This is a genomic window from Haloarcula vallismortis ATCC 29715 (genome assembly GCF_000337775.1).
GTDB lineage: Archaea > Halobacteriota > Halobacteria > Halobacteriales > Haloarculaceae > Haloarcula > Haloarcula vallismortis.
In genome coordinates this window covers 19,781-31,732 of the sequence record NZ_AOLQ01000031.1, presented here as the reverse complement: position 1 = coordinate 31,732, position 11,952 = coordinate 19,781, and the positions used below count along the sequence as shown (strand labels likewise).

The window sequence follows — 11,952 nt, the reverse complement described above, 5'->3', positions numbered from 1 at the left end:
ACGTTCTCTTGCACTGAGACGTGTATAAGCCTAGGCCCGGCGGCTACTTGGCACCGGCGACGCCGCTGCCGATGGCGGCCCCGCAGTTATCACAGGCCACGAGGTAGAAGCGTTTAGAGGCCGTAAAGAAGCCGGTCGTCGATTCCATGTCGAGGAACTCCACGTCGTCCGGGTCGGCCATCTCCGCGTCGCACTCTGGACAGTGAACCATCAGGCCGCACCTCCGTTAGACTTCGCGCCAGCGACGCCGCTCCCGATAGTCACACCGCACGTTGCGCAGTTCGCAGTGTAAAACCGCTTGGAGGCCTTGATGAACCCGGTAACAGCGTCCACTTCGACGAACTCGATGTCGTCGGCCGTTTCGAGCGAGGTCTCACAATCAGGGCAGTGTACCATACACTCCTGACACCTTCCGAGTCCGACAAAAATCTTGTGTGGGGAGCCGCTCTCTCGGACTCCGCTACTGCTGATTCGAACGCTCTCGTTTCGCCTGTGCTGACCCGGTCCACCCGCTGCTTGAGTGTTCGGCCAAACCACCACACTGTCTGCCCTGAATCACTGTTGACTGTCGAAACGCCCGAAACAGTGACTATCCGTCACACGCAACAGTACGCTCACTGGGAACGCACCATGGGTAGCAAACCTGTCTTAGTCGTCACGACTGATGGGCTGGATACAGCGACGCTCGAATCCGCCCTCGCCGAGACGCCGGCGTCGATCACGCAACTGCCGGACGTCACAGACCTCTTTGACACGCTCACCCATTCGGCGTTCCACGCGCTCGTTCTGCCCGAAACAGTCGACGACCAGTCCGGAGCTGATATCGCGTACGGCGTCAGAAAGCTGTTTCCCGACCTGCCGGTGATCGTCGCCGGAGCGGACCCGGCGGCGGTTTCGGATGCTCTCGACGTGACGGCTGTCGAGTCGTCGACACACCTCGAAGATGCCGTCGCCGAGGCCGTTCGAGACTGTCTCGACGCTGAGCCACCGACTGTTGCCGGACGCCCACCGTCCCCGATGGAGACGCTGTTGCTCTCGTTGTTCAACGAGATGCCAGATCACCTGTACGCGAAAGACGAGCAGGCCCGACACGTCCTGCTGGGTCGGGGGTTCAACGAGCCGACTGACCGACTCGGCCTCACCGATGTCGAAGTCCCGGAACTGGCTGATGAACACGCAAAAGCGGCCCTGCGTGATGAACTGGACGTCATCGAGGAAGACACGGACCAGATCGAAGTAGAGGAGTTCCTCGACCTCGACGCGTCGTACGTCCGCACCCGCAAGATGCCGTGGTACGATTCCACCGGGGACGTCCAGGGTATCGTCGGGCACACCCAGGACATCACCGAGCGAAAGCTCCGCGAACACGCATTTCGCCGCCAGAACGAACGGATGGTGAAAGTCGCGCTCGTGGCGTCTCACGAGCTTCGAAACGAACTCCAGATCGCATACGGCCGACTCGAAGAACTGGCCGACTGCGACGGCCCGACCGCAGACATCGAGGAGTCGCTCTCCCAGATCTCTGCGATTATCGATACCGTGGTCGAACTCTCCACGAGCGATCCGGGTGGGTCTGTCCAGCACGACGAGATCGAGCAGATCCCGAAGCAAACACACGTGTGGCTCTCTCGTCTCAGTCGAGAGGTGTGGGACACGCTCGCCGACAGCGAGGCGCGCCTGACGTTCGACGGGGACACCCGTATTGTCGCCGATCAGGAATCCGCCGGGCTACTGCTCCAGATACTGTTCCAGAACGCGCTCGAACACGCTGGACCGTCGGTCACTGTCACCGTCGGCACGACGGCCGACGGCTTCTTCGTCGCCGATGACGGTCCGGGTATCGATGTCGAACCACCGGACCGCGTGTTTGACGCGGGCCACACTGCCGTCCCAGAGAACACCGGGTTCGGACTCTACGTCGCCCGTCGAGTCGCCGCAGACCACGGCTGGACGATATCTATGTCAGAGAGCGAGTCGGGCGGCGCTCGGTTCGACATCGGAAACGTCGATTGTCAGGCATAGCGGGCGACCCCTCGACCTGTGGCGACGCTACCGCTCTGTACTGACATCCTCCCCGGCGTCGCGCCTGCTCGGCTCGGCGCTCGCACGCCGGATCCCGGTAGCCTCCCGAAGGGAAAGGTATAGCACGGTCGCTGCCGGATGTTCCGATATCATGACTACGACCGGTGAGGAACGCGAGCGGGGGTTCGATCACACGGAGATCGAACCTCGGTGGCAGCGCACGTGGGACGAGGCCGACGTGTTCCGGATCGACGACGACGAGACCGACCCGGAGTACGTTCTGGCGATGTTTCCCTACACCTCCGGAAGCCTTCACATGGGCCACGTCCGGAACTACACTATCACGGACGCCTACGCCCGTTTCGAGCGGATGCGTGGCGAGAGCGTCCTTCATCCGATGGGCTGGGACTCCTTTGGCCTCCCGGCGGAGAACGCCGCCGAGGAACGGGACACCAACCCACGGGACTGGACGATGCAGTGCATCGACTCGATGCGCGACCAGCTCACGGAGATGGGCTTTGGCTACGACTGGGACCGCGAACTCGCGACCTGTGAGCCGGAGTACTACCAGTGGAACCAGTGGCTGTTCAAACAGTTCCGCGAGGAAGGCCTGGTCGAGCGACAGGCCGCCGAACTGAACTGGTGTCCTTCCTGTGAGACAGTGCTGGCCGACGAGCAGGTCGAGGGTGAGGACGAACTCTGCTGGCGGTGTGACACGCCCATCGAGGCCCGCGAGATGGACCAGTGGTTCTTCACCATCACCGACTACGCCGAGGAACTGCTGGAGTCACTCGACGGCCTCGACGGCTGGCCGAACAACGTCCGGGAGATGCAGCGCAACTGGATCGGCAAGCAGGAGGGCGCGAGCGTCGCCTTCGAGGTCGGCGACTACGGCGAGGTCGACATCTTCACGACCCGGCTGGACACCATCCACGGGGCGACCTTCTTCTCGCTGGCCCCGGGCCACCCTGTCGCGCAGGAAATCGCCGCGGACAACGACGAAGTCGCCGAGTACATCGAGATGGCCGAGGACGCAGACGAGGACGACCTCGACGTGACCTCCGGCGTGTTCACCGGCGAGTACGCCCAAAACCCCGCCACCGGCGAGGAGATTCCGGTCTACGTCGCCGACTACGTGCTGACCGACGTGGGGACCGGCGCGCTGTACGCCGTGCCGGCCCACGACGAGCGTGACCACGAGTTCGCTACGCACCACGACATCGACATCGTGCAGGTCGTCGAACCGACCGAAGACGCCGACGCAGATCCCGAGGACATCGACGTGCAGGAAGCGGCCTATCCCGAGGACGGCCTGTTGGTCAACAGCGGCGAGTTCGACGGACTGGAGAGCGCCGAGGCTCGCGACCGCTTCGTCGAGGCGTTCGACGGCGAACACCGCACGGAGTACAATCTCCGGGACTGGGGCATCTCCCGCCAGCGCTACTGGGGCACCCCGATTCCGATGATCCACTGCGAGGACTGTGGCTACGTCGAGGTCCCCGACGAGGACCTCCCCGTCGAACTACCGGAGTTCGTTCACACCACCGGGAACCCGCTAGACGCCGCTGAGGAGTGGAAAAACGTCGACTGTCCCGACTGCGGGGCCGACGCGGTGCGGGAGACGGACACGATGGACACCTTCGTCGACTCCTCGTGGTACTTCCTGCGCTACACCTCGCCGGAAATGGACGACGCTCCCTTCGACACCGAGCGGGCCAGCGACTGGATGCCGGTCGACCAGTACGTCGGCGGCATCGAACACGCTGTGATGCACCTGCTGTACGCCCGCTTCTTCACCAAAGTGCTGGACGACCTCGACATGGTCGACGGCGTCCGCGAACCGTTCACCAACCTCACGAACCAGGGGATGGTGCTGGGCGAGGACGGCAACAAGATGTCCAAGAGCCTGGGCAACGGCGTCTCACCGCAGCGCATCATCGAGGAGTACGGGGCCGATACGGCCCGGCTGTTCATCATGGAAGCCGCCCAGCCCGAGAAGGAGTTCGCCTGGAGTCCCGAAGGCGTCCAGTCCGCCCACAGCTTCCTCCAGAACGTGTACACGCTGGTCTCGGAGTACGCGGATGATGAGGCAGGGACCACGACGGACGGGGGCGACATCGCCGACTACGTCGCCCGTGAAATCGATGCCACCGCCGCGAACGCGACGGCGGAGTTCGAGGACTTCCGGTTCAACCACGCGCTGCAAGCTGTGCGAGAGCTGGTGTCGCTGCTGCGCCGGTATCAGGAAGCCACCGACCCCGACGCCGACACCTTCGAGCGCGGGCTGGCGACGGCGGCGAAGCTGCTCGCCCCGGTCGCCCCCCACGCCGCCGAGGAGATGTGGGCCGAACTGGGCCACGACGACCTCCTCGCGGAGGCCGAGTGGCCGGCAGCCGAGGCCCCCGAAGACTACGAGACGGAGCGCCAACTGGTCGAGAACACCCGCGAGGACATCCGCGACATCGTCGACACGGTCGGCATCGAGGACCCACAGACTATCACGCTCGCGGTCGCGCCGGAGTGGAAGCATCGTGTCCTCGACCTCGCCCGAAACGCCGACGGCAACGTCGTCGGCACTGTCATGCAGGACGAGGACCTGCGCGAGCAGGGCGAGGCGGCCGCGGACTTCGCCAAGGAACTGGCTGGCCGCGCACAGTCGCTGGACGAGCAACTACCGCCCGAGCGCGAACAGGACGCGCTCGAACGGGCCGCGTGGCTCGTCGAACGGGAGTTCGGCGCTGACGTCGTCGTTCAGGGTCCCGAGGAGGCAGACCCCGACCTCGTCGGCAAGGCCGGACCGGGCCGCCCGGCTATCGATATCGAAGAATAGCCTGTCGACGCCAGCTACGGGCTGGTGTCGCCTGCTGACCGCTTGCTGACTATTTACTCGACAGCGATAACGCCGGTGTCGACAAGATCTTCGAAGATGTTCGTCGCGTGCCCATCGGGAGCGACCCGTTCGTAGACGCCGACGACACGCCCGTTTGCGATGATGTACGTCGTCCGCTGGCTCCGCCCGTCGACGAGCGGCACGTCGAAGGCCTCACAGAGCCGCCCTTCGGGGTCGGCCAGCAGGTCGAAGCTGATGTCGTTGGCCTCGGCAAAGTCACGATGGCTCTCCACCCCGTCCGTCGAGACGCCGTACACCGAGACGCCGGCGTCCGCGAACCGCTGTGCATGTTCCTCGAACTGTGCAGCCTCTGTCGTACAGCCAGGGGTGTCGTCCGCCGGATAGAAGTACAGTACCGTCGGCTGCTCGAAGCTTGGCTGGACCGCGTCGCCGCGCTGGTTCGTCGCTCTGATTGTCGGCACGTCCGTGCCGGGTTCGAGCACCATCGTCAGTTCACTGGGATATCTGTGCCGTCGTCGTCCTCGCTGTGTACGACCTTCGCCAGCCGGACCGTGAGGACGCCGTCATCGTAGCTCGCAGTAGTCCCCTCGTCATCGACGGCTTCGGGGAGGCGGACCGACCGGCTCAGTGACTGCTGGCGGCGCTCGCGCTGGACGTACTGGCCGTCGCTCGATTCTTGCTCCTGGCTTGACGTAGCGCTGATGGTGAGCTCCCGTTCCTCGACGAGCTGGACGTCGATGTCCTCGCTGTCGTAGCCGGGCAGGTCTGCGTGGACGACGAAGGCGTCGCCCTCGTCGACGACGTCGACCGGGACAGCGCCCATGTCGACGCCGAACTGCTCTCCCAGCATATCGAACGCGCGCTCGATTTCGCTGAACGGATCGCGATCTGACATACGCGGGGGTACACGTGCCCGGAACTTAACGCTTGAACCGCGGTCGGCGATGTCCCACCGGCTCAGTTGACGACCGTCCGCGAGTCGTACGATCCAAGCCGGCGGACCCAGCCCTTCTCGGCGATCTCCTCGATATCGGTGAGTGCCGCCTGCGTGCGCTGCTCGTACAGCCCCGCCGAGATGTCGATGTGGAAGACGTAGTCGCCCAGTCGCTCGCCGCTTGGCCGGGACTCGACGCGGGTGAGGTTGATATCGCGGTCGGCGAAGGGCTCCAGCAGTTCGAGCAACAGGCCGGGGTAGTCAACGTCGGGATAGACAATGAAGGAACTCTTCCCGCCGGCCTCGCTGCGCTCGCCTGTCGGGGCAACGACGACGAAGCGGGTCGCGTTCGAAGACCGGTCCTGAATGTCCTCGGCGAGCACCTTCAGTTCGGTGCCGTTGGTCGCGTTTTCTGGGTGACCGATAGCGGCGATGTCCGCGTCGGCGCGGGCGCGCTCGACGCCGCGGGCGGTCGATGCGACGGCCTCCACATTGACGCCAGGGTAGTGCTCGTCGAGCCAGCCGCGACACTGTGCCAGCGCCTGTGCGTGGCTGGCCACCAACGAGAAGGAGTCGTCCTGTGCGAGCAGGGCGTGACGGATGGGCGTGATGATCTCCTCGACGACGGCGATATCGTACTCCGCGAAAGCGTCGAGTGATTCCGTGACGGAGCCTTCGATGCTGTTTTCGACGGGAACGACACCACGCTCGGCCTCGCCCTCCGCGACCGCCTCGACGATGGCGGTCACTGACTCAGAGAAGCCGATTTCGTCGTCGGTGACTGCCTGTGCGGCGCGGTGGGAGTAGGTCCCCTCAGGACCCAGGGTAACAGTGGTCATACCCGGGGTACAGCGGTAGGAACCAAAAGAACGGTGGTCATCGGCAAGCGCTGTCGCGTTGCGGTCTACCGTAGTTCAGGACAACCGCGCCAGTTCCTCGTCGGTCAGGTCGATGGCGCTTGCGGCGACGTTCTGTTCGAGGTGGTCGAGGCTGCTCGTGCCAGGAATCGGCAGCGTCACGTCCGAATGACCCAGTAGCCACGCCAGCGCAATCTGGTAGGGCGTGGCGTCGTTGCGCTGAGCTATCTCGTCGATACCGTCGACGCCGTCAAGGTCGCCAGCGCCCAGCGGGAACCACGGGATGAAGCCGATACCGTACTCCTCGCAGGCTTCCAGCACGTCCTCGTCGTCGCGGTGGGCGACGTTGTACTGGTTCTGGACCGTCGCGATGTCGACGATATCGCGGGCGCGGTCCAGTTGCTCGACGGAGACGTTCGAGACGCCGACGTGGCGGATCAGCCCCTCGTCTTTCATCTCGGCGAGTGCGTGTATCGAGTCCTCGAACGGCGTGTCAGGGTCCGGCCGGTGGTACTGATACAGGTCGATGGGGTCCATCCGCAGTCGGTCCCGCGAGCACAGTTGTGCGTTGCGGAGGTAGTCCGGGTCGCCGTGGGCCAGCCAGTCGGCGTCGGTGTTGCGGAGCAGGCCGCCCTTCGTCGCGATGACGAGGTCCTCACGCTCGGTGTCCAGTGCCTCGCCGATGAGCCGTTCGGAGACGCCCGGGCCGTACGAGTCCGCCGTGTCGATGAAATCGACGCCGAGTTCGACCGCCCGCTCCAGCACCGCGCGGGCCTCGGATTCATCGTCCGGTTTTCCGATGATGTCCTCGCCGGTGAGCCGCATCGCGCCGAAGCCGAGCCGGTGAACGGTGAGTTCCCCGCCGATATCGAAGGTGTCACTCTCGTTTGTGACCATATGAACACGGTCGTCCGCACCCCTGAAAACAGCCGCGCATGTTACAGCCGGTGCTGCTACTGTCAACGCCTCGCACTGCCAGCTTACTCCTCGCTAAGATGGAACAGCGCGAGGTGAACGAGGAGATATCGCGAGGCGTAAAAAACTGTCACGCTGGCGACGAAGGCGAGCAGCGAGACGGTCGCAACCGACAGGCCGAACCCGGAGTCAACGAGCGGGTTTCGACCTGTGAACGCGATGTATGCGGACACTGCGTCACCGCCGCCCAGCCCCACAGCGAACAGGCAAAGCGAAATGCCGATGGCCAGGCCGCCCGTCCCGAGCCCGACGTACCGCGCGAAGTCCTCAGCGTTGAGGGCCGCATGTGCCTGTCGCTCAGTCAGCGGAGCGAGCCGGACCCGGTAGAGGACTGAGCCGACGAGCAACATCGCACCGAAAAGCTCCAGGACCCCGCCGAACAGCCCGAGCAACAGTACCTTCGGCGAGGCGACGGCGGGATCGACCGATGGGAGATACGCTGCGGTGCTGTCCGGATACAGACCGTAGATCGGTAACAACAGTGCCAGCGCGCCGAGCAGGGCGCTCTGGAGCGCAAGCGTCCGTGGCACGGTCTGTCTGAGATACGAATGGCGTTCGTAGCGGAGTCGCTCGTAGGTCGACCCTGAAATGATCGCCTGAGCGATGGTGTCGTCGGGCTGTGAATCAGTAGACATACGTTACCGGTTCCTGTCTACCGGGAGTTTACTCAATCCGCGATATAACCTTTTTGCACGGCGCAAGATTCAGATTCGCTGTCTGTGAACACCGATTGAGTTGTGTTTACTGACCCCTCACGAACCGCCCCGGAACGATTTCACTGCGTATGAATGGCCTCGCCGCGAGCGGCCGCGGCCGCCTCGTGGACTGCCTCGGAGAGCGTCGGATGCGTGTGAATCGTTCCAGCGATGTCTTCGAGCCGCGCACCCATCTCGATGCCCAGCCCGAGTTCGGCGATGAGCTCTGACGCCTCCGGGCCGACGATCTGGGCCCCGAGCAGGAACTCCTCGTCGGCGTCGGCGACGACGCGGACGAACCCGTCCTTCTCGTTGACGGTGAGCGCGCGGCCGTTAGCTCGTAGCGGCATCTGCCCGACGACTGGGGCAAAGCCCGCCGCCTCGGCTTCGCTCTCTGTCATGCCGACGGTGGCGATTTCGGGGTCGGTAAACACTGCCGCCGGAATCGCCTGATGATCGAACGCGGCCGGCTCACCGGCGGCGGCTTCCGCGGCAACTTCACCCTCGGCCATCGCCTTGTGGGCAAGCATCGGTTCGCCTGCCACGTCTCCGACGGCGAACACCGATTCGAACGCAGTTCGGCACTGGTCGTCAGTCGGGAGGCATCCGTTCTCGTCCGTCTGGAGGTCAATGTTCTCCAGCGCAAGTGTGTCCGTGACCGGCTCTCGGCCGACCGCGACCAGGCATTTCTCGGCGTTATACTCGGTGATTGCGTCGTCTTCGTTGACGGTCTGGACGCGAATGCCCTCGTCTGTCTCCTCCCAGTCGTCGGCCGCCTCGCCGAAGTTGAAATCGATCCCCAGCTCCTCGGCGCGGTCGCGGACGACCGCCGCGATGTCGTCCTCGTAGCCGGGCAACACGTCATCGAGCATTTCCACGACGGTGACTTCCGCACCCAGCTTTGCGAACACCGTCGAGAGCTCCATACCGATGTAGCCCGCCCCGACGACGAGCAGCTTTTCGGGGACCGATTCGAGTGCGAGCGCGTCCTTCGAGGAGAGGATATGCTCGCCGTCAAACTCGAAGCCCGGGACTGCCATCGGCCGGCTCCCCGTTGCAATGACAGCGTGTTCGAACGACAGCGATTCTGAGCCCTGCCCCTCGCCGCCATGGGCGACCCGGACCGTCCCGTCGTCGACGAACTCGGCGGTCCCCTCAATCAGATTGACGCCAGCACTCTTACACAGCGACTCGACGCCGCGTGTCAGCCGTGTGACGACGCCGTCTTTCCACTCTGTCATCCCGGCCATGTCGACGGCCGGGTCCGCGAACACGCCCATCGACTCGGCCTGCCGGGCATCGTGGGCCACGTCGGAGGCCGAGATGAGCGCTTTCGAGGGGATACAGCCGTGGTTCAGGCAGGTCCCGCCGTAGGCGTCCCGCTCGACAAGCGTCGTATCCAGTCCCAGCTGTGCGCCCCGGATCGCGGCGACGTAGCCGCCCGGACCGCCGCCGATAACAAGCAGTTCCGTTCCCGTCGTGACATCTCCGACGACCATAGCGGTGCCTCGTCCGGGTCCGTGAAAAGCTATCGCCCTTCACCTCGCTGTCGTGTCTCGCCTGCGCCGCCGATACAGGTAGTACCCCATGACCGGTACCGACACCGCAAACGCTGCGAGCAGTGTCGACCCCACCCCGTGGACGATGCCGGCGAGCGCATACAGCGGCGTCGGCTGCCAGCCCCCATCGGTCCGCCGGAGCCGCCGACTATCGAGGAAGAGGCCGACTGTGAGAAGGACGCTGAACAGCACCGCCGCCCAGTTTGTGAGCACAGTCAGGGCGAACATGCCGAGGGACGTACCGGCATTCACCTCCCCCGTTGAGGTGGCCGAAATGAACAGTCGCATTGACATCTGTGAGAGGGCTACACACACCGGCGACAGGACGAACAGCGCGGCTAATCCGTACCAGATCCATGTGTCTCTCGCGGAGGGCATTACGTCTCCTGTCGCTCCAGCGACTTGTTTCGGTTTCGGTTGCGCAGGGGGCTACTCCAGCAGGAGTCGCGTTGGGTCCGTTAGATACTCTTTGAGCGTGTTGACGAAGCGCGCGGCGTCGGCCCCGTCGATGACGCGGTGGTCGATTGCAAGCGAGAGCGGGAGCGTGGGTTTCGCGACGACTTCGCCGTCTTCGGCAACCGGGCGCTCTTTCAGCGCCCCGATGCCGAGAATCGCTGTTTCTGGGACGTTGATGATCGGACTGGCGTACTCCCCGCCGATGACGCCGAAGTTCGTGACGGTGAACGTCCCGCCCTGCATCTCCGACCGCTCGATGTCGCGCTCGCGTGCCCGCCCGACGAGGTCGTTGATCTCGTCGGCGAGTTTGACCAGCCCCTTCCCGTCCACGTCGTTGACAACCGGGACGACCAGTCCGTGGTCGGTCGCTGCCGCCACGCCGATGTTGTGAACGTCCCTGTAGACGATTTCCTCGTTTTCGGTGTCCAGCGCCGTATTGAGTACCGGGTGCTGCTCCAGCGCTGCGGCGACGCATTTCACTACAAAGGGCGTATACGTCAGCGTGACATCGCGCTCCTCGGCGAGTGGCGCGAGTCGCTCACGGGCCTCAACGAGGCCGGATACGACGACCTGATCGTGGTGGGTCGCGTGGGGCACCTCTCGGCGGGAGCGAGCCATCTGCTCGCCGATGGACCGACGGACGCCGCGGTACGGCTCGCGGCGCTCGCCGCCACCTGTCTCAACGGCCGTCGCTTCGGCTCTAGCGCCGCCCGCCTCGGCCGCCGTCCCTGTTGCGCCTCCTTCGTCGCTGATGGCTTCGGCATCGGCCGCCTGTGCGGCCTGCTGTGCCTCCGCGTACGTCCGAACGGCCGCCTCGTCGACGTAGGGCTGGCCGTCCCGCGTCTGGTCGGTCGGGACAGCGTCGATGTTCACGTCGAGCTCGCGGGCGGCTTTTCTGGTGGCCGGCGTCGCCAGCGTCTGGTCGCGACTGGCCGCCGCCTGTCCGTCCCCGGAGACAGACTTGACAGCGCCTCCGTCGTCTGTGTCGCCCGCATCGTCGACTTGCGAAACTACTGTGGTCGGGCCGTCCCCGTCGTCGGACGCCTTCGAGACAACCGACGTAGGGCTCTCGTCACTGTCAGTCGTCTCGCCGGCTGCTGTCGTGGCCGCCTCGACATCTCCCTCGGTGACGCGGCCGCCCGGCCCGCTGCCATCGACGGCCGCGATATCGACCCCCTTCTCACGGGCGAGTCGACGTACGCTCGGGGAGGCAAATACACGACCGTCGGCCGTGCTGGCGTCCGACTGGTCCGACGTATCGACCGCTGTGGTTTCGCCTGCATCGCTATCGGTCTGCGCTGTATCGGCTTCTGCCGATTCGGCACCCTCCGAACTGCCAGCCGCCGCGTCGGCCGCTTCGGCGTCGCCCTCTTCCTCGATGGTGATGAGCACCTCGCCGGTCTGGACCATCTCGCCGACTTCGGCGTGCAGTTCCCGTACGATGCCGTTGACCGGCGACGGTACGTCGACGGCGGCCTTGTCGGTCTCAACTTCTGCGAGGACCTGGTCCTCGGTGACGGTGTCGCCGGGCGAGACGTGCCAGGTCAGCACCTCACCCTCTGCGACCCCCTCACCGAGGTCCGGGAGATTAAATTCAAACATA

The 11,952-nt window shown here is 64.7% G+C and carries 12 protein-coding genes; 2 read left to right on the top strand and 10 right to left on the bottom strand.

Features of this window, described 5'->3' with window-relative positions; translation table 11 throughout:
• Positions 1–43: 43 nt before the first annotated feature.
• Both C437_RS20570 and C437_RS08030 read right to left on the bottom strand, forming a co-directional pair.
• On the bottom strand, positions 44–211 hold the full coding sequence (locus C437_RS20570) for a hypothetical protein (protein WP_004516432.1): 168 nt from the start codon (positions 209–211) through the stop codon (positions 44–46).
• Positions 211–396: a hypothetical protein gene (locus tag C437_RS08030; RefSeq protein WP_004516431.1), complete on the bottom strand. Its 186-nt coding sequence runs from the start codon at positions 394–396 to the stop codon at positions 211–213. The genes C437_RS20570 and C437_RS08030 overlap by 1 nt, the downstream gene beginning before the upstream one ends.
• A gap of 234 nt (positions 397–630) precedes the next feature.
• Here C437_RS08030 and C437_RS08025 point away from each other — a divergent pair, with 234 nt between their 5' ends.
• Together C437_RS08025 and leuS are read left to right on the top strand one after the other, a co-directional pair.
• Positions 631–2,022 (top strand): sensor histidine kinase, encoded by a 1,392-nt coding sequence (locus C437_RS08025; protein WP_004516430.1) that lies wholly within the window; start codon positions 631–633, stop codon positions 2,020–2,022.
• 151 nt (positions 2,023–2,173) lie between these two features.
• Positions 2,174–4,852 carry a leucine--tRNA ligase gene (leuS, locus tag C437_RS08020; protein WP_004516429.1) on the top strand — a complete coding sequence of 893 codons (2,679 nt, stop codon included), beginning with the start codon at positions 2,174–2,176 and terminating at the stop codon, positions 4,850–4,852.
• 53 nt (positions 4,853–4,905) lie between these two features.
• Here the strand turns inward: leuS and C437_RS08015 are convergent, their stop codons facing one another.
• The 8 genes from C437_RS08015 to C437_RS07980 all read right to left on the bottom strand — a co-directional run bounded on the left by C437_RS08015 (position 4,906) and on the right by C437_RS07980 (position 11,951).
• Positions 4,906–5,358 (bottom strand): peroxiredoxin, encoded by a 453-nt coding sequence (locus tag C437_RS08015; protein WP_004516428.1) that lies wholly within the window; start codon positions 5,356–5,358, stop codon positions 4,906–4,908.
• 2 nt (positions 5,359–5,360) lie between these two features.
• Positions 5,361–5,768, bottom strand: coding sequence for an Hsp20/alpha crystallin family protein (locus tag C437_RS08010; RefSeq protein WP_004516427.1), 408 nt, complete (start codon positions 5,766–5,768; stop codon positions 5,361–5,363).
• Between the two features lie 62 nt (positions 5,769–5,830).
• Positions 5,831–6,646: a prephenate dehydratase gene (pheA, locus tag C437_RS08005; protein WP_004516426.1), complete on the bottom strand. Its 816-nt coding sequence runs from the start codon at positions 6,644–6,646 to the stop codon at positions 5,831–5,833.
• A gap of 75 nt (positions 6,647–6,721) precedes the next feature.
• Positions 6,722–7,561: an aldo/keto reductase gene (locus C437_RS08000; protein ID WP_004516425.1), complete on the bottom strand. Its 840-nt coding sequence runs from the start codon at positions 7,559–7,561 to the stop codon at positions 6,722–6,724.
• 83 nt (positions 7,562–7,644) lie between these two features.
• A complete protein-coding gene (locus C437_RS07995) occupies positions 7,645–8,274 on the bottom strand; it encodes a hypothetical protein (protein ID WP_004516424.1) in 630 nt (209 codons plus the stop codon).
• Between the two features lie 140 nt (positions 8,275–8,414).
• Entirely contained in the window at positions 8,415–9,833 is a 1,419-nt protein-coding gene (gene lpdA, locus C437_RS07990; protein ID WP_004516423.1) for a dihydrolipoyl dehydrogenase, read from the bottom strand.
• 39 nt (positions 9,834–9,872) lie between these two features.
• Positions 9,873–10,271 carry a hypothetical protein gene (locus C437_RS07985; RefSeq protein WP_241431650.1) on the bottom strand — a complete coding sequence of 133 codons (399 nt, stop codon included), beginning with the start codon at positions 10,269–10,271 and terminating at the stop codon, positions 9,873–9,875.
• A gap of 51 nt (positions 10,272–10,322) precedes the next feature.
• Positions 10,323–11,951, bottom strand: coding sequence for a dihydrolipoamide acetyltransferase family protein (locus C437_RS07980; protein WP_004516421.1), 1,629 nt, complete (start codon positions 11,949–11,951; stop codon positions 10,323–10,325).
• Position 11,952: the final 1 nt, after the last annotated feature.

What these genes read in the sequence shown, in the direction of transcription:
- C437_RS20570 (WP_004516432.1), bottom strand. Translation starts at nt 211, where the DNA reads ATGGTTCACTGTCCAGAGTGCGACGCGGAGATGGCCGACCCGGACGAC.
- C437_RS08030 (WP_004516431.1), bottom strand. Translation starts at nt 396, where the DNA reads ATGGTACACTGCCCTGATTGTGAGACCTCGCTCGAAACGGCCGACGAC.
- C437_RS08025 (WP_004516430.1), top strand. Translation starts at nt 631, where the DNA reads ATGGGTAGCAAACCTGTCTTAGTCGTCACGACTGATGGGCTGGATACA.
- leuS (WP_004516429.1), top strand. Translation starts at nt 2,174, where the DNA reads ATGACTACGACCGGTGAGGAACGCGAGCGGGGGTTCGATCACACGGAG.
- C437_RS08015 (WP_004516428.1), bottom strand. Translation starts at nt 5,358, where the DNA reads ATGGTGCTCGAACCCGGCACGGACGTGCCGACAATCAGAGCGACGAAC.
- C437_RS08010 (WP_004516427.1), bottom strand. Translation starts at nt 5,768, where the DNA reads ATGTCAGATCGCGATCCGTTCAGCGAAATCGAGCGCGCGTTCGATATG.
- pheA (WP_004516426.1), bottom strand. Translation starts at nt 6,646, where the DNA reads ATGACCACTGTTACCCTGGGTCCTGAGGGGACCTACTCCCACCGCGCC.
- C437_RS08000 (WP_004516425.1), bottom strand. Translation starts at nt 7,561, where the DNA reads ATGGTCACAAACGAGAGTGACACCTTCGATATCGGCGGGGAACTCACC.
- C437_RS07995 (WP_004516424.1), bottom strand. Translation starts at nt 8,274, where the DNA reads ATGTCTACTGATTCACAGCCCGACGACACCATCGCTCAGGCGATCATT.
- lpdA (WP_004516423.1), bottom strand. Translation starts at nt 9,833, where the DNA reads ATGGTCGTCGGAGATGTCACGACGGGAACGGAACTGCTTGTTATCGGC.
- C437_RS07985 (WP_241431650.1), bottom strand. Translation starts at nt 10,271, where the DNA reads ATGCCCTCCGCGAGAGACACATGGATCTGGTACGGATTAGCCGCGCTG.
- C437_RS07980 (WP_004516421.1), bottom strand. Translation starts at nt 11,951, where the DNA reads ATGTTTGAATTTAATCTCCCGGACCTCGGTGAGGGGGTCGCAGAGGGT.